We start from the raw sequence: 20,454 nt of genomic DNA on the forward strand, positions 1-20,454 counted from the left end.
GTTACGGCGTGCCCGGCCCCACGTTGCGGCTGTTGCGGGTGCGCAGGTTGCGGACGTAGTCGGCGGGGGCACCCGCGATCTCGGCGGCCTCGGCGATCACCCCGAGGTAGCGGGCGGACGGCAGTCCACCCTCGTACGCGTCGAGCACGTACAGCCAGGCCAGGACCGGGCCGCCGTCGGCGGTGTCGACGCGTAGCCGGATCTTGCGGTGCAAGCCCAGCTCGGAGCCTTCCCAGCGGTCCAGGCGCGCCTCGTCCTCGGCTGGGACGTCGTAGAGCACCACGAACACCTTGGCGTCCGGATCGTCCTGATCCTCGACGACGGTCGCCAGAGCGCCCTCCCAGCCGATGTCGTCGCCGCTGAACGTCAGCCGCCAGCCGGGGAGCCAGCCGGTGCCCGCCATCGGCGAGTGCGGGCAGCGTTCGAGCATCTGTTCCGGGTGCATGTTGGACCCGTACGCGGCGTAGATCGGCACGCGAAAAGCCTAATCGGTGTCGCGCGTGCTCGGGTAACGACCGGACCGTCCGGCGCATCGACGTGCGCGTTCGGCGCCTCGCGGCCCGCTGGCAGGGGTCACTGCCAGCGTGTTCCCGGTCACTGGAATAGCGTTGTACCCGGGCCTGCCGGAGATCCCGGTCGGCGCGGCGAGCTTGGAGGACGCATGACCCGGATCGTGATCATCGGTGGTGGACCCGCTGGATACGAAGCGGCCCTGGTCGCTGCCCAGCACGGGGCGTCGGTGTCACTGGTCGACTCGGACGGCGTCGGCGGTGCCTGTGTGCTGTTCGACTGCGTCCCGTCGAAGACTTTCATCGCGTCCACCGGTATCCGCACCGACATGCGCCGCGCCACCGATCTGGGCATCTCACTGGATCCGTCGAGTGCCACCATCTCGCTCCCGCAGATCAACTCTCGCGTCAAGAACCTTGCGCAGGCCCAGTCCTCCGACATCCGTGCCCGCCTGCAGAGCGTCGGCGTGCAGTTGCTGTCCGGAACCGCCGAGCTGATCGACTCCCAGCTCGGCATGGCGTCGCACCAGGTGCGTGCCACGTTGACGACGGGCGAGGAGAAGATCCTCGAGGCCGACGTCGTCCTCATCGCCACCGGCGCCAGCCCGCGGGTGCTCCCGGGGGCCGTACCGGACGGCGAGCGCATCCTGACGTGGCGCCACCTGTACGACCTCGAGGAACTGCCGTCGCACCTCGTGGTGGTGGGCTCGGGTGTGACGGGCGCCGAATTCGTGTCCGCGTACACCGAGATGGGCGTCAAGGTGACGCTGGTGTCCAGTCGTGACCGGATGATGCCGCACGAGGACGCCGACGCCGCTCTCGTGCTCGAGGACGTGCTCACCGAGCGTGGCGTGACGCTGGTCAAGCATGCGCGCGCCGACGCCGTCGAGCACACCGAGGACGGCGGTGTCGTCGTCAAGCTGTCGGACGGGCGCACCGTGCACGGCAGCCACGCGCTCATGGCGGTCGGCTCCACGCCCAACACCGAGGGGCTCGGCCTCGAGAAGGTCGGTATCGAGCTCGACAAGGGCGGCTACCTCCGAGTCGACCGGGTGTCGCGGACCGCGGTCGCGGGCATCTACGCCGCCGGCGACTGCACCGGCCTGCTGCCGCTGGCCTCGGTGGCCGCGATGCAGGGCCGGATCGCGATGTACCACGCGCTCGGCGAGGGCGTCAGCCCGATCAAGCTCAAGACGGTCGCGTCGGCGGTGTTCACGCGCCCGGAGATCGCCAACGTCGGTGTGAGCCAGGCCGCGATCGACAACGGCGAGGTGCCGGCCCGCACGGTCATGCTGCCGCTCAACACCAACCCGCGCGCCAAGATGTCGGGGCTGCGTCGCGGCTTCGTGAAGATCTTCTGCCGTCCCGCAACCGGTGTGGTCATCGGCGGTGTCGTGGTCGCGGCCACCGCGTCGGAGCTGATCCTGCCGATCGCGATCGCGGTGCAGAACAACCTCACCGTGAACGACCTGGCGCAGACCTTCTCGGTGTACCCGTCGCTGTCGGGCTCGATCACCGAGGCGTCGCGTCAGCTGATGCGCCACGACGACCTCGACTGATCTCGACATATGGGACGGTTATTTCACATCGTGGTGGCGACTGTGGGATGATGCGATAAGTCGGTCGAGAACCATCGACCCACACCATCGCTCTCCGCCCCGAGGATCCGGGACGACCTGGGTGTTTCTGCCTTCGTCCTTCGCCGTCGTGCGCGACGGCAGTACCTCGACCACGGAGCCGCCTCCATGTCACTTGATTCGTCGTCGCTCGATTCGTCCCTCCAGCTGTCGTCGCGGATGGCCGGCCTGCGTAGTTCGGCCATCCGCGACCTGCTCACCCTCACCGCCCGCCCCGAGGTCATCAGCCTGGCGGGAGGACTGCCGGCCACGGAACTCGTTCCGCGTGAACGCATCACGCAGGCCGCGCAGCGGGCGCTCGCCGATCCGCGTTCGGTGCAGTACGGCGAGACGTCCGGATGGGCGCCGTTGCGGGAGGTCGTCGCCGCCCGCGAGAGCGAGAAGGTGGGGCGGCGGATCGACCCGGCCGAGGTCGTCGTCACCCACGGATCGCAGCAGGCGCTGAGCCTCCTCGCGCAGGTCCTGCTCGACCCGGGCGACACCGTCGTGGTGGAGGAACCCGGCTACACCGGCGCGCTGCAGGTGTTCCGGACCGCGCAGGCCACGCTGGTGCCCGTCGCTCTGGACGCGGACGGCATGGACACCGAGGCCCTCGAGCGGTCACTGCGAGAAGGGCTGCGGCCCAAGGTTGTCCACACGGTCAGCAACTTCCACAACCCGCGCGGCGTCGTGCTCTCCGCGTCGCGTCGGGCGCACCTCGCGGCCCTCGCGGACCGGTACGGATTCTGGATCATCGAGGACGATCCGTACGGCGAACTGTGGTTCGACGCCCCGGCCCCCGCGCCCGTTGCGGCGCACTCGGATCGGGTGTTGAGGTTGTCGAGCGGATCCAAGACGCTCGCCCCCGCGCTGCGCATCGGCTGGCTGCACGGCGACCGCCGGGTGTGCGAGGCCGTCGAACTCCTCAAGCAGGGCGCCGACCTGTGCGGGTCCTCGCTCACGCAGCAGATCGCGACCGAACTGCTCGACGACAGCCCGTGGCTGGCCGCGCACCTGACCACCGTCCGCGGTGCCTACGCGGCGCGGGCCGGCGCGCTGGTCGACGCGCTCGAAACCGCCTTCGGGGACCGTATCTCGCATGCCAACGTCCACGGCGGCATGTTCTGCTGGATCGAGTTCACCGACGGCATCGACGCGACCGCCCTGCTCGAGACCGCCGTCCGGCACGACGTCGCGTACGTGCCGGGCGGCGCGTTCGGGGTCGCCAGCACCCACCCGCATGCGGCGCGGCTGTGCTTCGCGACGTACGACGGGGCGGTGCTGGCCGAGGGGGTCGACCGTCTGCGGGCCGCCTACGACGTCTTCACCCGTCGTGCCGGATCGGGTGCGGCACGCCCCTAGGCGCCGGCGCCTAGGGGCGTGGAGGGACTACGTCGAGGTGCCGTCCTCGTCGATCCAGCCGTAGGTCCGCTCGACGGCGCGGTTCCAGCCCGCGTAGAGGCGCTCGCGCTCGGACTCGTCCATCTTCGGCTCCCAGGTCTTGTCCTCGGCCCAGTTGTCGCGAATATCGTTCTCGCTCTTCCAGAAACCGACGGCCAGGCCCGCCGCGTACGCGGCGCCGAGCGCGGTGGTCTCGTTCACCACCGGGCGCGTGACGGGGACGTCGAGGATGTCCGACTGGAACTGCATCAGCGTCTCGTTGACGACCATGCCGCCGTCCACCTTGAGGGAACTCAGTTCGACGCCGGAATCGGCGCGCATCGCCTCGATGACCTCGCGGGTCTGGTAGGCGGTGGCCTCGAGGGCGGCCCGGGCGAGATGGCCCTTGTTCACGAATCGGGTGAGGCCGGCGATCACGCCGCGGGCGTCGGGCCGCCACCGCGGCGCGAACAGCCCTGAGAACGCCGGAACGAAGTATGCGCCGCCGTTGTCGTCGACCGTCTTCGCGAGCGGTTCGATGTCCTTGGCCGACTGGATGATTCCGAGGTTGTCGCGCAGCCACTGCACGAGGGACCCGGTGACCGCGACGGAACCCTCGAGGGCGTACACGGCGGGCTTGTCGCCGAGCTTGTAACAGACCGTGGTGAGCAGTCCGTGTTCGCTGTGGACCGGCGTCGTTCCGGTGTTGAGCAACAAGAAGTTTCCGGTGCCGTAGGTGTTCTTGGCCTCGCCCTCCGACAGGCACGCCTGCCCGAACGTCGCGGCCTGCTGGTCGCCGAGGATGCCGGCGATGGGAACGCCGGCGGAGATCCCGGGCAGGGCCAGTTCGCCGTAGACCTCGGAGGAGCTGCGGATCTCCGGCAGCATCGACACCGGGACACCGATCGCGGCGCAGATGTCGTGATCCCACTCGAGCGTCTCGATGTTCATCAGCAGCGTGCGCGACGCGTTGGTGACGTCGGTGATGTGCTGGCCGCCGGTGAGATTCCAGATGATCCACGAGTCGATGGTCCCGAAGCAGAGTTCGCCCGCCTCCGCCCGCTCCCGGGCGCCGTCGACGTTGTCGAGGATCCACCGGACCTTGGGGCCCGAGAAGTACGTCGACAGCGGCAGACCGGTGACGGCCCGGAATCGTTCGGGTCCCTCGGCGCCGCCGATCTCGGTGCAGAGGCGGTCGGTGCGGGTGTCCTGCCACACGATCGCGTTGTAGACGGGCTTGCCGGTTTCGCGGTCCCACACGACGGTCGTCTCGCGCTGATTCGTGATGCCGATCGCGGCGATGTCCTGCGCCGTGAGGTCCGTCTTCGCGAGGACGCTGCCGACCATCTCGCGGGTGTTGCTCCACAACTGTTCGGGATCGTGCTCCACCCAGCCCGGCTTCGGGAAGATCTGGTCGTGTTCCTTCTGTGCAACGCCGACGACCCGACCGTGGTGGTCGAAGATCATGCATCGGCTCGAGGTGGTTCCCTGGTCGATGGCGGCGATGTACTTGGTCACGGTCGTCCTTGTCTCTCGGGCAGTATGCGGACGAAGCTACTAGCCTGAGAGCAGATTCGCCGACAACCACGGGAGACCGAGTTGGACAAGCAGCCTGGTGTGCAGTACCTGGGCCCGCGACAGCGGGAGCAGGCTTGGGAGCAGTTGGGATCCGAGCAATTCGACGTAGTGGTGGTGGGTGGTGGCGTCGTCGGGGCGGGCGCCGCGCTCGATGCCGCGACCCGCGGGCTGAAGGTGGCGCTCGTCGAGGCCCGTGATTTCGCGTCCGGCACGTCGTCGCGGTCGTCGAAGATGTTCCACGGCGGCCTGCGCTATCTCGAACAGCTCGAGTTCGGTCTGGTCGCGGAGGCACTGCACGAGCGCGAGCTGTCGATGTCCACGCTCGCGCCGCACCTCGTCAAACCGTTGAAGTTCCTCTTCCCGCTGACTCACCGGGTGTGGGAGCGCCCGTACATGGCCGCGGGATTCCTCCTGTACGACCGGATGGGCGGCGCGAAGTCCGTTCCGGCACAGAAGCATCTGACCCGCGCGGGCGCGCTGCGGATGGCGCCCGGGCTCAAGCGCAATGCGTTGATCGGTGGAATCCGCTACTTCGACACCGTCGTCGACGACGCCCGCCACACGATGACCGTCGCGCGCACCGCGGCCCACTACGGCGCGGTCGTGCGCACGTCCACGCAGGTGGTGGGCTTCCTCCGGGAGGCCGACCGGGTGTCGGGTGTGCGCGTGCGGGATTCGGAGACCGGGGCGACGACGGAGGTCAAGGGTCACGTCGTCATCAATTCCACCGGTGTGTGGACCGACGAGATCCAGTCGCTGTCCCGCCAGCGCGGACGCTTCCGGGTACGGGCGTCCAAGGGTGTGCACATCGTGGTTCCGCGCGACCGGATCGTGAGCGACTCCGCGATCATCCTGCGCACCGAGAAGTCGGTGCTGTTCGTGATTCCCTGGGGTGGCCACTGGATCATCGGCACCACCGACACCGACTGGAACCTGGACCTCGCGCACCCGGCCGCGACCAAAGCCGACATCGACTACATCCTCGGTCACGTCAACAACGTGCTGGTCACTCCGCTCACCCACGACGACATCGACGGCGTGTACGCGGGTCTGCGTCCGCTGCTGGCGGGGGAGAGCGACGAGACGTCGAAGCTCTCGCGGGAGCATGCCGTCGCACGCGTCGCGCCGGGGCTCGTCGCGATCGCCGGCGGCAAGTACACCACCTACCGGGTGATGGGGCAGGACGCCGTCGACCTGGCGTCGGAGGACATTCCGGCCCGCGTCGCGCCGTCGATCACCGAGAAGGTGCCGCTGGCCGGCGCCGACGGGTACTTCGCGCTCGTCAACCAGGCGGTGCACCTGGGCCAGCTGCACGGGCTGCATCCCTATCGGATCAAGCACCTGCTCGACCGGTACGGCTCGCTGATCGACGAGGTGCTCGAACTCGCGGACGGGTCGCCGGAACTGCTCGACCCGATCACCGACGCGCCCGACTACCTCCAGGTGGAGGCCGTGTACGCGGCCGCGGCGGAGGGCGCGCTGCATCTCGAGGACATCCTCGCTCGGCGCACCCGCATCTCGATCGAGTACCCGCACCGCGGCGTCGACTGCGCCGAGCAGGTGGCCAAGCTCGTCGCGCCGATCCTCGGCTGGGATGCGGCCATGATCGACCGCGAGGTGGAGACGTATCGGGCGCGCGTCGAGGCCGAGATCATGTCGCAGGCGCAACCCGACGACGCGTCCGCCGATGCCCTGCGGGCCGCGGCACCGGAGGCGCGGGCGGAGATCCTGGAGCCGGTGCAGACACCCAGCTAGGCGGTCGAGCAGCGGCATCCCGGGCAGCCGTGACGGCTCGATGTGCGTCCGATGCCGTCGCGGGTGGCCGTTGACTTCACCGCCGGCGCGGCGAAGTGTTGTCGATATGAAGAGCCTGGATGGCAAGGTTGCGCTGGTGACCGGAGCATCGGGCGGAATCGGTGCCCGAATTGCGAAGGCGCTGGCGGCAGAAGGTGTTGACGTCGTGGTGTCCGGGCGCAAGGCGGACGTCTTGGATCGGCTTGCCGGCGACCTCCGCGGGAGGGGTGTGCGCGCCGTCGCGCTGTCCGCCGATCTCGGCGACCTCGAGCAGATCGAACCCCTTGTGGACCGCGCCGAGGCCGCACTCGGTCCGATCGATCTGCTCGTCAACAACGCAGGCATCGAGAACACGGGGTCGTTCACCCGGCTCACCCGGGACCAGTTGACCGCGATGGTCGACATCAACCTCACCGCGCCGATGCTGCTCACCCACGCGGCGCTGCCCGGAATGCTCCGCCGGGGGTGGGGGCACGTCGTGTTCATCAGTTCCGTTGCGGGAAAACAAGGCGTCGCGTACAACGTTCCGTACAGCACGACCAAAGCCGGCCTAGTGCTCTTGGCCCAGTCGCTGCGCGCGGAGTACGCGAGTTCCCCCGTCGGCTTCTCGGTCGTCTGTCCCGGGTTCGTGGCCGGCGACGGGATGTATCAGCGGATGGTCGACTCCGGGTTGAAGGCTTCCCGGCTACTCGGCACGACGACGACCGATCGTGTGGCCGCCAAGGTGATCGGCGTGATCAGGAAGGACAAACCCGAGGTTCTCGTGAACAGCGTGCCGCTGCGCGGGATCCTGGCGTTGGGTCAACTCGCTCCGCGGCTCGTCGAACGCGTCGCTCCGATGTTCGGCGCCGACACACTCTTTCGGCAGGCCGCCGCTGACCGCGGCACGCTGGAAACCGCGGTGGACGGCTGACACTCGACGCCCGTCGTCAGTGCGTGAGCACGATCTTGACGACGACGACCGCGGTGGCTGCGACGGCCAGCAGCCCCGCGGCGATCAGGGTGTCGCGCGAGGGCCGTTCGCCGCGGAGACGGGCGATGACGAAGACCATCGACGCGATGCGGATGAGGATCGTGACCTCGGCGATCACCTGGGCGGTGAACGGCTCGAGCCAACCGAAGACGGCGGTCGCGAGGAGCACGATGGGAAGGACCGCCGAGCTGAGGACCGGGACCGAATCGCGCAGTTCGGCCAGGCGTTCGGCGGTGGTCAGCTGACGGCCGGAGCGCACCGATCTGCCGACGCCTTCCGCGAAGGCGTGGGCGATGAACGTCGACACCGCGGTTCCGGCCACGACGGCGATGGTGCGGGAGTCGCTGCGGGAGACGGTCTCCGGGATCAGTGCGGCGAGGATCAGGATGTTGCCGTACACGTATGCGCTGATCCGGCTCGCGGCATTCTCCCGATCGAGCGGAACCGATCGACTCAACAGGGGTCGGTGCAGCAGCGAGCGTAGATCCGGTTCCATGTGTAAAAGCGTCGCATACCTCAGTTCAGAGGCGGAACGTAGTGGCTCGGGTCACCGCGATGAGCGAGTGGCGGCAGATTTCGCGCCGGCGTGTGCACCAACGGTGCGTCGACGGGCACGCGGCCGCTGACCCGATCGAGCCCGCCGCGGGCACGAGGATGCTTGCGACGCCGTTCGGGGACGAGCGTGAAGGCCGCGTTCACCAACCGGCCCACCCGGCGATGCGCCCACGCGTCGACCGGACCCCACCGGTAGCCCAGCAGATCGCGCACGGGCGGGTCGTACAGGCCGACCGTCAGCCACACGAATCCCTTGGACACCGGGATGCGCACGATGCGCCAGAGCGGTTCGGGCAGCCACATCAGGAACGGGGGCCGGCCGATGCCGGACAGGTCGAGCACGTCACGGGTGGCCTTGTTGTCCTCCAGGACGTTGCGGCACATGTGATCCCAGTATCGCTGGAAGTCCTCCCAGGTCTGCGGCACCGGGCGCATGCTCATCCCGTACAGCCGGTACCACTGGATGTGCTCGGTGAACAGTTGCCGCTTCTGCTCCTCGGTGACGCCGCCCACGAAGTGCTCGGCGGTGAGGATCGTGCCCATGAAGAACGTGGCGTGCGCCCAGTAGAAGGTCTCCGGGTCGAGCGCGTGGTAGCGACGTCCCTTCGCGTCGACGCCCTTGATGGTGCGGTGGTAGTCGCGGACCTCCTCGGCCGTCTGCCGGGCCCGCTCGCCATCGAAGACGACACCGCCGATCGGGTAGAGCGAGCGGAAGAGGCGCTCCCACCGCTCCTCGAAGAACCGGGAATGCTGCTCGACGCCCGCGCCCAGGCCCGGGTGCATGTTCTGCATCGACCCGGCCCACAGCCCCTGCAGCATGCCGCGCCAGTCGCCGAAGTAGCGCCAGGTGAGCGAGTCCGGACCGAGGGGTATCGGTGCCGGGGTATCGGTATGTGCCACGAGCGGCCGCCTTCCGCGAAGGATCTGACTACACCCGTTGTCAGATTAGGATCGTCTGCACAACGCGGTCAAGGTCTGGAGGGCGGTTGGGGACGCAGCGGCGCACGTGGGCGGGCACGGGCATCGAGCAACGTCGTGCCGCGCGCCGCGACGCGTTGCTGGCCGCGGGCGTGGACCTCCTCGGGGCCGAAGGGGGCGCGGCCGTCGGCGTCCGGGCCGTGTGCCGCGCGGCCGAGCTCACCGAGCGGTACTTCTACGAGAGTTTCACCGACCGTGACGAATTCGTGCGCGCGGTGTACGACGAGGTCGGCCGACGGGCCCACGAGGCCCTCGTGGCGGCGGTCGGGTCGGCGCGGTCGCCGCGTGACCGGGCGTCGGCCGCGGTGTCCGCGTTCGTGGAGTTGATGGTCGACGACCCCGCCCGCGGCCGAGTGCTGCTGTTGGCGCCGCTGGCCGAGCCGGCGTTGGGCGGGCAGGGGCTCGAGCTGGCCCCGGCGTTCGTGCTGCTGGTCCACGAGCAGCTGTCGGAGATCGCCGATCCGGCCGAGCGGCAGATGACCGCAGTCGGCCTGGTCGGCGCGCTGACGAGCCTGTTCATCGGCTACCTCGACGGCACGATCGTCACCTCCCCAGCGAGCTTCGTCGCGCATTGTGTCGACCTGGTCGAGGGCGCCGCTCGACGGCAGGCCGACACGATGCGCGCCGGTCGGCCGCCTCAGCCCAGCGATTCGAGCCAGGCGGCGGCCGCCAACAGCCTCGATTCCGACCCGGGCCGCCCCACGAGCTGAAGCCCCAGGGGTAGTCCCCGCGGATCGCGTCGGCCGGGCACGGTCACCACCGGCAAGCCCAGTGCCTGCCACGGTCGGCTCAGCACCGGTGATCCGGTCGCGCTCAGCCCCGGGGGCGCGACCCCGAGGGCGGCCGGGCCGAGGATGAACTCGTCGTCCGTCCAATCCGACAGCAGCCGCGCACGTACGGCCGCGATGCCGTCGCGAGCGTCTCGGTACGCCGCGTCCGAGGTGTCGGCGCCGGCCCGCAGCAACTCGGCGAACGGCGTACTGACCCGATCCGGTACCGCGGCCTCCGCGGCCCGCTCGCGTGCGGCCTCGTAGGACATCACCGTGTGATGGAACTCGTTGAGGGCGACTGTGTCTCGGTCCAGTCCGGCGTCGTCGGGCGGGGCGCCGGCAGCCGCCGCGGTGGCTGCCGCGTCCGCGAGAGCCGCCGCCATGTCGGTCGAGACCTCCCCGAGCTCGGTACCGCGCCACACCCGTAGTCTGCGCGGGGCCGCCGGCGTCAGTGGGGGAGCCGTCACGCCGTCCCGCATTGCGGTCCAGAACAGGTACAGGTCGTCGACGGTCCGGGCGAGCAGCCCGACGGTGTCCAGGCTCGGGCTCAGCCCGGTGATCCCGCTCGTGTCGATGTCGCCGTGCGTCGTGACCAGCCCGGCGACGCCGCAGAACGACGCGGGTCGAGTCAGCGACCCCGCGGTCTGGGTGCCGAGGGCCGCCGGGATCGTGCCGGCAGCGACGGCCGCCGCCGACCCGCTCGACGACCCGCCCGGTGTGTGTCCCGGGGCGTGCGGGTTACGGGTGGGGCCCGGCTGGAAGTACCCGAACTCCGTGGTCACCGTCTTGCCGATCGGCACCGCGCCCGACAGCCGCAGCCGGGCGACACAGGACGCGTCCCCTGCCGCGGGCACGCTGTCGGTGAGGTCACTGCCACACCGGGTCGGCATGCCGGCGACGTCGATCAGGTCCTTGACCCCGACCGGAACGCCCCACAGCGGACCCCGGGGCGCGTCGGCCCCGAGGCGTGCCACGGACTGTCGGGCGAGGTCGGCGTCGACGTGCGCCCACGCGTGGAGGTCGGGCTCGTCCCTCGCGACTGCGTCGAGGGTGCCCTCGATGATCCGGGCCGGATTGGACTCGCCGGCGGCGAGGCGGCGGACCAGCACACGCAGCGGTCCCGGGGGTACGGCGTCGGGGATCACGGAACCGCCACCGTCTCGTCGTCGAAGAGCGGTTCGCCGCGGCCGGTCAGCGCGCGGGTCCGCATCGCGGTGAAGCGCCGGTCGGCGCGCTCGCGGGCGGCGCCCGCCGGTGTGCTCGCGAGTGCGACGAGGACCGACACCAGGAGCGAGACGGGGGCGACGGCGAGCGCGGGGTTCGAGAACCCGAGCGGGGCACCCGGGCCCTGCAACGCCGGGCTGAGCAGGATCACAGTGACGGACAGGACGAGGCCCGCGCCGATGCCGGCCACCACGGCGCGAGCGGTCATGCGCTTCCAGTACATCGTCAGCAGCAGGGCGGGCAGGTTGGCGCACGCGGCGATCGACATGCCGAGCGACGCGAGGAACGCGACGTTCTGCTTCTGCGCGGCGAGGGCGATCGCGACACCGATCAGGCAGGTCGCGACGGTCGCGATACGGGCGGCTCGGTGCTGCGACTCGGCGGACCCGGAGCCGTTCCGGATCACCTGCCCGTACAGGTCGTGCGCGATGGCGCCGGAGGTGGCGATCACCAGCCCGGACAGCGCGGCGAGGATCGTCACGAACGCCACTGCTGCGACGAACGCCAGCAGCACGCCACCACCGACCGTCTCCGCGAGCTGCGCGACCGCGAGGTTGCCGCCGGGGTTCCGGGACTTGATCACATCGATGCCGACGAGTTTTGCTGCGCCGTAACCGAGTACGGGAACGAGGAGGTAGAACGCGAAGAAGATCCAGATCGCCGTGTAGGCGGACGTCCGGGCCTGCTTCGCATCCGGCACGGTGAGGAACCGGATCATCACGTGCGGGAGGCCGAGCACGCCGAGGACGAGGCCGACGGTCTGCGACAGCTGGTCGAACGAGGCGGTCCCGGACGTGCGGTGTGGTGCGATGAACGACTGGCCAAACTCGGCCAGCGCGGTGCTGAACGGGCCGAAGGGATTGAAGTCGAAGCGGACGAGCACCAGCACGAACAGCACTACCGCACACACCATCAGGAGCCCGGTTTTGATGATCTGGATCCAACTGGTGGCGAGCATTCCGCCGACCAGGGTGTAGATGGTGGTCAGCCCGCCGATGATCAGGACGGCAACCGAGTACTTCAGGTCGAAGAGCAGCGAAACCAGAAGGGCCGCACCGACGAGCTGTGAGACGAGGTAGACGACGCTGATGACCACGGTGCTGACGGCCATCATCGACCGCACGTCCTTGCCCGGGAACCGGCTGGCGAGGACGTCGGCCAGCGTGAACCGCCCCAGGTTTCGCAGCGGTTCGGCGACCAGCAGCATTGCGAGGACGAACGCCACGGGAACGAACACTGCAAGGTAGAAGCCGTTGAATCCGGTGAGAGCAATGGCGCCGGTGACGCCGAGGAAAGAGGCCGCGGAGATGAAGTCGCCGGCAATCGCGACGCCGTTCTGGCGGCCCGTGAGGCTTCCTCCGGCGACGTAGTGGTCGGCCGCGGACTTGTTGCGTTTCGAGGCCCACGCGGTCACCACGAGGGTGACGGCGACCAGTGCGGCGAACAGTACTGCGGATACGGGGTTCACGACTGCTGGTCCTCTCGTGCGGGGGCGGCACCGAGTTCGAGTTCGGCGACCTTGCTCATGTAGTAGCGGGCGACGGCGATCGCGACGACGAACTGCGCGAAGGCGTAGGCCCATGCGACGGTGACGCCGCTGAAGAGCACGCCGTCGAGCAGTGACGTGAATCCGCCGAGGATCGGGAGCGGGAAGAACGTGACGAGCACGAGAGCGCTCAGTCTGGTGATGAGGGCGGCGCGTCGATCGGCGAGCTCGGTGAGCAGCTCGGACTCGGGCCGGTCGATATTCGTGATGTCGGACATCGTCATTCACCCCCGACGGCGACCGGCGCCGGAGTGACGGTGATGGGGTCGGACCACTCGTCGTAGAACAGCCAGTCGGGTGACGCGACCGGCATCGACAGTCGATGGAAGGTGCGCTGGAAGTAGACGAGACTGTCGCCGTGCTCTCGTGTGCGGATCCGGTCCACCTCGACGAACATCACCGAATGCGAGCCCATCGTTCGGCTCTCGCGGATCCGGCCCACCAGTGCGACATGCGCGTTGCGCAGTACCGGAACCCCGGCGTCGTCGGCGCCATCCCAGATGTCCCAGTCGAATCGCTCCGCCATCGTTGTACCGGTGGCGCCTGCGAAGTGCATCGCCAGCTCCTCGTGGTCCCCGGCCAGGACGTTGACGGCGATGCGTCCGTTGGTTTGGAACACGTTGTGCATCGCACTGTTTCGGTTCACGCACACCAGTGCGGTGGGCGGAGAGTCCGTCACCGAGCACACGGCGGTGACGGTCATACCGCAGCGGCCCGCCGGGCCGTCGGTGGTGATGACGTTGACCGCGGCGGGTAGGTTCGCCATCGCGGATCGGAACTCGCGTTGTTCCGGGGTCAGGTCGGGCACGGTCTGCCTCCAGGAGGTCGGCTGGATTGTCGGGTGCAAGAGATGGTGAAAGAGGTACGGAGAGCGGCCACGGGGCGCGGCTCTTCCAAGATCAGGGTATGAGGTGCGTCACGTTCGGGGCAGTGGCGGCGACGCTAGTCTGCGGTAGCGATTGCCTGCGCGCGATAGGGGAATCCTTCAGTCCGCCAGTGGCGTTGGGCTACTCTCTGGGGGCGGGGGCAGTCGGGACCGTGACGATCGAGGCAGGATTCGATGGATCAGCAGCAGGAAACGTGCGTCTACATCGTCGACGACGATCGGGAACTCTGTCAGTCGCTGGCGTGGCTACTGGCCTCGGTCGACATCCGTTCGGAGTCCTTCTATTCGGTGTCGTCGTTCCTGGCCGGCCGGCGCACGGACATTCCGGCGTGCCTCGTCCTGGACGTCCGGATGCCCGAGGTCGGCGGATTCCAGTTGCAGGAGGCGCTGCTCGGGGAGGAGTCACCCATCCCGATCATCTTCGTGTCGGCGCACGGTGACATCAAGATGACGGTGCGGGCGCTGCAGAAGGGTGCGCTCACCTTCATCGAGAAGCCGTACGATCCGCAGCACATGCTGGACGTCGTGCAGGATGCGCTGCAGGTAGCGCGGCGACGGTTCGACGACCATCGCCGCCTCGACTCGCTGCGCGGTCGGATCGACGCCCTGACCGTCCGCGAACGGGAGATCCTCTCGTTGGTCCTGGACGGGCTGCCGAGCAAGAACATCGCGAAGGCGCTGGGGATCAGCGTCAAGACGGTGGACGTGCACCGCACCCGGATCAAGGAGAAGACCGGTGCCGAGAGCATCGCGGTGCTGGTCCGGGACGTCATGCAATCCGGGATCACGGTGGTCTGACCGTCGACAGCGCTGTGGCGGTCACGGTTACGGCAGCTCGACGATCAGGCGAGGCGAACGCGCCCTCGACACGCACGCGGCGATCCGGTCACCCGCCTTCTTCTCGCCGACGGTCAGGCAGTTGTCGCGATGATCGGGGGTGCCGCCGAGAACGTCCAGCACGCACGTGCCGCAGATGCCCTCGCGGCACGACGTATCGATCTCGATGTCGTTGGCCTCGAGGACCTCTGCGATCGAGGCGCCGACGGGAATCTCGAACACCTCACCGGTGTCGAGTTCGAGCTCGAACGGGACGTCGGCGTCGGTGTCGACGGGGGCGGCGGCCTCGAAGTGTTCGACGTGGACGTGGTCCTCGCCCACCGCGGGTTCGGCGAGGGTCCGCACCCGGGCCATGAAGTCCTCCGGCCCACAGGTGTAGACGTGGCTCGCGCCGGTCAGGTCGGACAGCGCCCGTTCGAGGATCTGGTACTGGTCGGCACGGGTGACGCCGAGGTGCAGGTGTACCCGACCGGCGAACTCCGACTCCTCGAGCAGGTCGACGAACGCGGCCTGCTCCCGGGACCTCGCGAAGTAGTGCAGGTCGAACGGCTGCCGCTGTGCGTGGAGCGCGAAAGCGAGGCTCAGCATCGGGGTGAGCCCGATCCCGGCGCCGACGAGGACGTGGTGGTCGGCGCCGGGGACGACGGACATCAGGTTCCGCGGCGGACTGATCCGGAGTTCGGTCCCGACGCCCACCCGATCGTGCAGCGCGGCGGACGCGCCCCGCGCACCGTTCTCGCGTTTGACCGCGACCAGGTACGAGTCTGTGCGGTGGGGCGGGCTGCACAGCGAGTACTGGGTCACCACCTCGGTGGGCCCCATTACGTCGATGTGCGCGCCGGCCGAGTAGGGCTCGAGCGGTCCACCGTCCGACCGGACCAGCCGGAACGACTTGATGTCCCGGGCCTCGTCGACGATCTCCGAGACTGTGACAGTGAACATCTTCATGGTCCTTCATTCCTCCCTACCACGACCCAACCGTTCGACACCGGAACAGGTTGAGGGTCAACGCATGTACAGTCCGCCGTTGACGTCCCAGCAGGCGCCGGTGACCGACATCGCGGTGGGCGAGGCCAGCAGCGCGACGGTCTCGGCGATGAACTCCGGGGAACCGAGTGTCCCGACCGGAATGGTCGTCACGATGCGGCCCAACTGCTCGGCTGGTACGGTCTCCCGCACCACCGGGAGGTCCAGCGGCCCGGGCGAGACGGCATTGACCGTCACACCCGCGCCCGCGAGTTCGCGGGCGAAGACCTTGGTGAGCGTGGCGACGCCGCCCTTCGCGGCCGCGTAGTGCGCGCCGGTGGCGGTGCCTCCGTTCTGGCCGGCGAGGGAGGCGATGTTGACGATCCTGCCGTACCCCCGATCCGCGAGGTACGCGCCGAAGACCTGACAGCCCAAAAACGTTCCGTTGAGGTTGGTCTCGACGATGTCGGAGAACTCCTCGGCGGAGATCGACATCAGCTGTCCGGTCTGTGAGCGCCCGGCGTTGTTGACGAGGACGTCGACCCGCCCCCAGCGCTCGACCACCCGGTCGCGCAGCGCCGTGAAGTCGGCCTTGCTCCGGATGTCCAGGGCGGCGCCGAAGGCCCGCTCGCCAGTGGGATCCAGTTCGGTCGCGACGGTGTGCGCCGCACTGCCGTCGAGGTCGGCGAGTGCGACGCGGTAGCCGCGACGGTACAGGTGACGTGCGATGGTGGCGCCGAGCCCGCGCCCGGAGCCCGTGACCACTGCGACGGTGTCCACGTGGTTGGTCCTTTCGGTGGCGGATCTGTCGCGAGCGACGATCCGGTGGTCGATGCGGCTAGAGCAGGTACCCGGAGGCGTTGACGGCGCTTTCGGAGTTCACGAGACGAATCACCTTCAGCTCCAGCCGAGGTCCGTCCGCGGTCGATCGGATGCGGTGGGTGAGCTCGGCTGCGAGCGTCTGCTGGGTATCGCGCCGGAAGCCGACGAGAATCTGCGCCGACCGCAGGGTGACGGTGTCTTCGGTTCGGTCCTCGACGGTGAATCGGGAGACTGTGCGGACGGTCCGCGCGGCGGCCAGGGCCGACATCGAGTAACCGGATGTGAGTCGCTCGATACGCATCCGACGCATCCGGCTGTCGTCGTTGACCATGTTGAGGTGCGCGTCGAAGTCCTCGATCGCGGGGTCGATCGGGATGACGTAGCGACCGTCCTCCGTCCACAGGGCGTCCCACGCCCGGTAGTCCTTCGCGTCGAGGAGTGCCGCTTCGTGCCAGATCAGTTCGATGGCCTCGAGCACCCGGCCGTCGATCGACCGGCCGGTCACCAGATCAGCGAGCATCGTTCATCATCTTCTTCCACATCGCATACGCTTCGCGCATTCCGGTTTCGTCGGTGACATGCGAGGTGCGGTGCCCATCGCTGTCGAGGCTCTCGCGGTTCAGCCCTCGGTTGACCATGATCGGCATGTCGGGGGCGCCGTTGGCGCCGCGCTGCACGCGATCCCACGCCTCGGCGTCGTCGGGGCTGCCGAATCCGAAGGGGCCCTGGAAGTGTTCGTGAATCCGCAGGCGCTCGCGGTTGACGATCTCCGGTCCACCGTCCAGCCCCAGCGCGACATGCCGAATCTCCGTCTCGTCGACCGATATCGGCTGAAGCACCCGGAAGAAGGACATGGACATGGCCACGTTCGGGAAGATGTTCAGGTTGAATCCGGCGCCGTGCATCGAGCGGACGATGCGCCGGACCTTCTCGGGCGGCATCGTCTTCGACAGTTCGGCGACGACGTGGTCGAACCGCCCCTGCAGCTCTTCGGTGCCGTCGTCGTAGTCGAGATCGACGTGCTCGGGCACCATGATCGCGACACTGTGGCCGTTGCCGAGCGCGTGGGTGACGGCCTGGTCGTCGGTCATGAACGAGAGCATGTCGGCGGTCTCGGCGTCGACGGACGACATCCACGACCGGTGGACGATCGGGAAGTGGTAGCCGTCGGTCGTGTTCTCCAACTGGATCTTCCAGTTGCCTCGGAACCGGAATCGGTGCTCGCCCTGCGTCTTGATCGGGTACCCGGCGCCCTGCTTCATGAACAGGTCGATCCAGGGCTTGGCATCACCGAGGTAGTCCTCGAGCGGCTCGATGTCGGGATCGAAGCTCGCGAAGATCATCCCGGCGTAGGACTCGACGCGGAGGCGCTGCAGCGGCAGGTCCTTCTTGTCGAGGTCGGCGTCGTAACCGTCGGGGTACGGGATGCCGCGCAGTCGGCCGTCGAGCGCGTAGGACCAGCTGTGGTACGGGCAGGTGAAACCGTTGGCCTTGCCCTTGGGGACCTCGCACACGCTGGCGCCGCGGTGCCGGCAACGGTTGAGCAGAACATTGAAGTTGCCCTTGCGATCCCGGTTCACGATCACCGGCTGTCGGCCGATGGTCGCCGTCTTGAAGCTGCCCGCTTCGGGGATTTCGCTCTCGTGGGCGACCCAGACCCACGTGCGGTGAAAGATGCGTTCGAGCTCGAGCTCGAACACCTCTGGATCGGTGTACAGCGAGCCCGCGACGCGGTCGTCCGAGACGAGGTCGGCTGCGGCGGGGGCGGGTCGGTCGGGTTCGAGGAAGGTGGTCATGTGGTTGTCCTTCGAAGTGGGCTGGTGGCGTGCATCCGCTGCTCAGCGCGCGGGAAGGGGCACGGCGAAGAGTCGCTCGGTGCCGAATCGTCGGATCAGCGCCGTTCCGTCGGTCAGGTCGACCTCGGCGTCGATGCGGGCAGCGATCAACTCGCTGGTCCCGTCCCGGTAGGTCGAGAGCTGTTGCATGATCCAGCGGCCGCGGGCCGCCGCTCCGTCGGTGTCGACGTCGATCTGTTCGTTGCCGAGCAGGTGCACGTTGCGGCGGAAGTGATCGTTCGGCGGCAGGTGGGAGGCGACCATCTCGATCACCGCGTCACGGCCGGACCGGCGACCGAACCTGGCGGCGTACTCGGCGCCGACACCCTCCCACACCGCATCCTCGGTGAAGAGGGCGGTGAGAGCGTCGACGGAGAAGTCGACGGACGGCACGTCGCATAGTTCCATGTAGCGGCACATGAGGTCGTGGACGGCGTCGCGCGCGCCGGAGGCAGGCCGGCTCACGCGTCGTCGCGGACGGTCAGCGCGCGCCCGATCCGGGCCTCGATCTTGGCGTAGCGCCACAGGGAGTGCTCGCCGACGGGGGTGGTGCGGAACAGATTGCAGACGTCCTTGACGGTCTCCTGGGTGTCGACGTCGGCGAGGATGTAGCACGTCCACGGCCAGCCGTCCGACGGACCGACCATGTGGCTGTCGTCGTCGATGTCGCCGAGCACCCGAACCCCGGGGGTGGCCGCGAGCGCGTCCATCATCCCGGAGAAGGCCTGCCACACGACTCCGCCCCCGCCGGTGGGAAGGTCGAAGAAGTTCTGATTGATTCCGATGCAGAACAGCACCCGTAGCGGTGCGGACGAGGAAGCGGTCACGAGGGGCTCCTGGGAAGGTCGTCGATGGGGAAGGGGCTCAGATGAATCCGGGGAACGGCGGGATGTCCATCAGCACCGCGCCGGCACTGTCGTAGATGCCGTCGCCGAGGAACGCGTGCTGCGGCGGGACGAGGGCTTCGCGCATGTAGCGCTGCATCGGCGTGCCGTCGTAGATCGCGCCGGTGCCCGACAGCTGGAACGCGGTATGGACTGCGGCGGCACCGGCTTTCGCGACGTGTGTCGAGGACAAGCGCAGCAGCGCGGCCAGCTTGTCGGGGACCGGATCTCCGGCGACGACGGTCGCGTAGGCCTCGTCGGTGACCTCGTAGAAGAACGCTCGGGCCGAGCGCAACGCTGCCTCCGCCTTGGCGATGTCGATGCGGTAGTAGGCCCGGTCGGCGAGGCGAGGCGCCCCGGTGATGCCGGTGCGCCCGGCCCCCACCTTCACCGCGTGATCGAGCGCGGCCCGGCCGACACCGAGGTTGACGACGGCGAGAACCTGAGCGGCATATGCGATCGACGGGTAGCGGTAGAGCGGTTCGTCGACGGTCGGAGTGCCGCCGCGCACGAACGTCCAGTCCTCGGGGACGACGACGCCGTCCACCTTCAATTCGTGGCTGCCGGTCCCCGACAGCCCGAGGACGTCCCAGTTCTCGACGATCTCGACGTCCTTGGGCCACAGCAAGGCGGTGAGGGGCTTGCCTGCGGTGTCCTCGCCACCCCGGATACCGACGCCGAGGATGTCGGCGCCCTTGCAGCCGCTGGCGAACTTCCACTGGCCGCTGACCTCGTATCCACCCGGCACCTTCCGAGCCGGCTGTACCGGGAACAGGCCGCCCGCGAAGACCAGGTCCGGACTGTCCTTGTACAGCTCGGCCTGCGTGTCGAGGGGGAGCGCGGCCAGGTACACGAGCGCCGAGCCGAAGCTGGCGACCCAACCCGCGGATGCGTCCACGGCGGAGATACGCTCGATCATCCGCAGGAACTCGCTGGGCGGCAGGGCATCTCCGCCGAACCGTCGGGGCGTGGCCGCGCGGTAGATGCCGACCTGTTTGAACTCCTCGATCATGTCCCGCGGCACGTACTTCAGTTCGGCGAACTCCTGCCGGCGCGCGGCCACGTGGTCGAGGACGGTCTCGAACGACAGGTTCGCGGCCGTCTCCGGCGGTTCGAGGACAGGGGTCTTGGTCATCTCTGATACTCCGATCGGTACACGGGTGCGCCGAATGACGCGACGGAAGGCGCTGGGGGAACAGGTTCATTTCCCATTGGGGACAAGCTAATTCGAGTGACCCACGTCTCTCAATCGGTGCATTCCTGGTAGCCCTGCGTCAGATGTCGTGTTCGGCTGAAGGTTT

General features: G+C 68.6%; 21 protein-coding genes. 6 read left to right on the top strand and 15 right to left on the bottom strand.

Features of this window, described 5'->3' with window-relative positions; genetic code table 11:
- Position 1 precedes the first annotated feature (1 nt).
- On the bottom strand, positions 2-475 hold the full coding sequence (locus tag ABI214_RS21040) for a gamma-glutamylcyclotransferase (protein WP_348604399.1): 474 nt from the start codon (positions 473-475) through the stop codon (positions 2-4).
- A gap of 186 nt (positions 476-661) precedes the next feature.
- Here ABI214_RS21040 and ABI214_RS21045 point away from each other — a divergent pair, with 186 nt between their 5' ends.
- Positions 662-2,068: an NAD(P)H-quinone dehydrogenase gene (locus ABI214_RS21045; RefSeq protein WP_348604400.1), complete on the top strand. Its 1,407-nt coding sequence runs from the start codon at positions 662-664 to the stop codon at positions 2,066-2,068.
- 186 nt (positions 2,069-2,254) lie between these two features.
- Positions 2,255-3,487 carry a PLP-dependent aminotransferase family protein gene (locus ABI214_RS21050; RefSeq protein ID WP_348604401.1) on the top strand — a complete coding sequence of 411 codons (1,233 nt, stop codon included), beginning with the start codon at positions 2,255-2,257 and terminating at the stop codon, positions 3,485-3,487.
- A gap of 27 nt (positions 3,488-3,514) precedes the next feature.
- On the opposite strand, the gene glpK is transcribed toward ABI214_RS21050, so the two are convergent.
- On the bottom strand, positions 3,515-5,023 hold the full coding sequence (glpK, locus tag ABI214_RS21055) for a glycerol kinase GlpK (RefSeq protein ID WP_348604402.1): 1,509 nt from the start codon (positions 5,021-5,023) through the stop codon (positions 3,515-3,517).
- A gap of 81 nt (positions 5,024-5,104) precedes the next feature.
- Here glpK and ABI214_RS21060 point away from each other — a divergent pair, with 81 nt between their 5' ends.
- Complete coding sequence (locus ABI214_RS21060) at positions 5,105-6,838, top strand: glycerol-3-phosphate dehydrogenase/oxidase (protein ID WP_348604403.1); 1,734 nt, start codon at positions 5,105-5,107, stop codon at positions 6,836-6,838.
- Between the two features lie 106 nt (positions 6,839-6,944).
- A complete protein-coding gene (locus ABI214_RS21065; protein WP_348604404.1) occupies positions 6,945-7,790 on the top strand; it encodes an SDR family NAD(P)-dependent oxidoreductase in 846 nt (281 codons plus the stop codon).
- Between the two features lie 16 nt (positions 7,791-7,806).
- Here ABI214_RS21065 and ABI214_RS21070 read toward each other — a convergent pair whose 3' ends face one another.
- Positions 7,807-8,346, bottom strand: coding sequence for a hypothetical protein (locus tag ABI214_RS21070; RefSeq protein ID WP_348604405.1), 540 nt, complete (start codon positions 8,344-8,346; stop codon positions 7,807-7,809).
- Positions 8,347-8,366: 20 nt separating this feature from the next.
- Positions 8,367-9,329, bottom strand: coding sequence for an oxygenase MpaB family protein (locus tag ABI214_RS21075; RefSeq protein ID WP_408586505.1), 963 nt, complete (start codon positions 9,327-9,329; stop codon positions 8,367-8,369).
- Between the two features lie 62 nt (positions 9,330-9,391).
- On the opposite strand from ABI214_RS21075, the gene ABI214_RS21080 reads away from it, so the two are divergent.
- Positions 9,392-10,093, top strand: coding sequence for a TetR/AcrR family transcriptional regulator (locus ABI214_RS21080; protein ID WP_408586229.1), 702 nt, complete (start codon positions 9,392-9,394; stop codon positions 10,091-10,093).
- Here ABI214_RS21080 and ABI214_RS21085 read toward each other — a convergent pair.
- The 4 genes from ABI214_RS21085 to hpaC are packed head-to-tail and all read right to left on the bottom strand — an operon-like array spanning position 10,021 to position 13,731.
- Entirely contained in the window at positions 10,021-11,298 is a 1,278-nt protein-coding gene (locus ABI214_RS21085) for an amidase (RefSeq protein WP_348604407.1), read from the bottom strand. The genes ABI214_RS21080 and ABI214_RS21085 overlap by 73 nt on opposite strands.
- Positions 11,295-12,845, bottom strand: coding sequence for a solute symporter family protein (locus tag ABI214_RS21090; protein ID WP_348604408.1), 1,551 nt, complete (start codon positions 12,843-12,845; stop codon positions 11,295-11,297). The genes ABI214_RS21085 and ABI214_RS21090 overlap by 4 nt, the downstream gene beginning before the upstream one ends.
- Positions 12,842-13,141: a DUF485 domain-containing protein gene (locus tag ABI214_RS21095; RefSeq protein ID WP_348604409.1), complete on the bottom strand. Its 300-nt coding sequence runs from the start codon at positions 13,139-13,141 to the stop codon at positions 12,842-12,844. The genes ABI214_RS21090 and ABI214_RS21095 overlap by 4 nt, the downstream gene beginning before the upstream one ends.
- 2 nt (positions 13,142-13,143) lie before the next feature.
- On the bottom strand, positions 13,144-13,731 hold the full coding sequence (hpaC, locus tag ABI214_RS21100) for a 4-hydroxyphenylacetate 3-monooxygenase, reductase component (protein WP_348604410.1): 588 nt from the start codon (positions 13,729-13,731) through the stop codon (positions 13,144-13,146).
- A 252-nt stretch (positions 13,732-13,983) separates the two neighbouring features.
- Here hpaC and ABI214_RS21105 point away from each other — a divergent pair, with 252 nt between their 5' ends.
- Positions 13,984-14,607 carry a response regulator transcription factor gene (locus ABI214_RS21105; RefSeq protein WP_348604411.1) on the top strand — a complete coding sequence of 208 codons (624 nt, stop codon included), beginning with the start codon at positions 13,984-13,986 and terminating at the stop codon, positions 14,605-14,607.
- Between the two features lie 27 nt (positions 14,608-14,634).
- Here the strand turns inward: ABI214_RS21105 and ABI214_RS21110 are convergent, their stop codons facing one another.
- Genes ABI214_RS21110 through ABI214_RS21140 form a run of 7 tightly spaced genes read right to left on the bottom strand, consistent with a single transcriptional unit; the run spans position 14,635 to position 20,288 of the window.
- Complete coding sequence (locus tag ABI214_RS21110; RefSeq protein ID WP_348604412.1) at positions 14,635-15,594, bottom strand: PDR/VanB family oxidoreductase; 960 nt, start codon at positions 15,592-15,594, stop codon at positions 14,635-14,637.
- A 57-nt stretch (positions 15,595-15,651) separates the two neighbouring features.
- Positions 15,652-16,392: an SDR family NAD(P)-dependent oxidoreductase gene (locus ABI214_RS21115; RefSeq protein ID WP_348604413.1), complete on the bottom strand. Its 741-nt coding sequence runs from the start codon at positions 16,390-16,392 to the stop codon at positions 15,652-15,654.
- Positions 16,393-16,450: 58 nt separating this feature from the next.
- Entirely contained in the window at positions 16,451-16,954 is a 504-nt protein-coding gene (locus tag ABI214_RS21120) for an aromatic-ring-hydroxylating dioxygenase subunit beta (protein ID WP_348604414.1), read from the bottom strand.
- Positions 16,944-18,230, bottom strand: coding sequence for an aromatic ring-hydroxylating oxygenase subunit alpha (locus ABI214_RS21125; protein ID WP_348604415.1), 1,287 nt, complete (start codon positions 18,228-18,230; stop codon positions 16,944-16,946). The genes ABI214_RS21120 and ABI214_RS21125 overlap by 11 nt, the downstream gene beginning before the upstream one ends.
- A 42-nt stretch (positions 18,231-18,272) precedes the next feature.
- On the bottom strand, positions 18,273-18,734 hold the full coding sequence (locus tag ABI214_RS21130) for a nuclear transport factor 2 family protein (RefSeq protein ID WP_348604416.1): 462 nt from the start codon (positions 18,732-18,734) through the stop codon (positions 18,273-18,275).
- Positions 18,731-19,096, bottom strand: coding sequence for a hypothetical protein (locus tag ABI214_RS21135; RefSeq protein WP_348604417.1), 366 nt, complete (start codon positions 19,094-19,096; stop codon positions 18,731-18,733). Before ABI214_RS21135 ends, ABI214_RS21130 begins: the two co-directional genes overlap by 4 nt.
- Before the next feature lie 37 nt (positions 19,097-19,133).
- Positions 19,134-20,288 (bottom strand): acyl-CoA dehydrogenase family protein, encoded by a 1,155-nt coding sequence (locus ABI214_RS21140; RefSeq protein WP_348604418.1) that lies wholly within the window; start codon positions 20,286-20,288, stop codon positions 19,134-19,136.
- Positions 20,289-20,454: the final 166 nt, after the last annotated feature.

The sequence above is a fragment of the Prescottella soli genome, from assembly GCF_040024445.1.
Classification (GTDB): domain Bacteria; phylum Actinomycetota; class Actinomycetes; order Mycobacteriales; family Mycobacteriaceae; genus Prescottella; species Prescottella soli.

What these genes read in the sequence shown, in the direction of transcription:
- ABI214_RS21045 (WP_348604400.1), top strand. Translation starts at nt 662, where the DNA reads ATGACCCGGATCGTGATCATCGGTGGTGGACCCGCTGGATACGAAGCG.
- ABI214_RS21125 (WP_348604415.1), bottom strand. Translation starts at nt 18,230, where the DNA reads ATGACCACCTTCCTCGAACCCGACCGACCCGCCCCCGCCGCAGCCGAC.
- ABI214_RS21050 (WP_348604401.1), top strand. Translation starts at nt 2,255, where the DNA reads ATGTCACTTGATTCGTCGTCGCTCGATTCGTCCCTCCAGCTGTCGTCG.
- ABI214_RS21110 (WP_348604412.1), bottom strand. Translation starts at nt 15,594, where the DNA reads ATGAAGATGTTCACTGTCACAGTCTCGGAGATCGTCGACGAGGCCCGG.
- ABI214_RS21070 (WP_348604405.1), bottom strand. Translation starts at nt 8,346, where the DNA reads ATGGAACCGGATCTACGCTCGCTGCTGCACCGACCCCTGTTGAGTCGA.
- ABI214_RS21095 (WP_348604409.1), bottom strand. Translation starts at nt 13,141, where the DNA reads ATGTCCGACATCACGAATATCGACCGGCCCGAGTCCGAGCTGCTCACC.
- ABI214_RS21105 (WP_348604411.1), top strand. Translation starts at nt 13,984, where the DNA reads ATGGATCAGCAGCAGGAAACGTGCGTCTACATCGTCGACGACGATCGG.
- ABI214_RS21065 (WP_348604404.1), top strand. Translation starts at nt 6,945, where the DNA reads ATGAAGAGCCTGGATGGCAAGGTTGCGCTGGTGACCGGAGCATCGGGC.
- ABI214_RS21120 (WP_348604414.1), bottom strand. Translation starts at nt 16,954, where the DNA reads ATGCTCGCTGATCTGGTGACCGGCCGGTCGATCGACGGCCGGGTGCTC.
- ABI214_RS21140 (WP_348604418.1), bottom strand. Translation starts at nt 20,288, where the DNA reads ATGACCAAGACCCCTGTCCTCGAACCGCCGGAGACGGCCGCGAACCTG.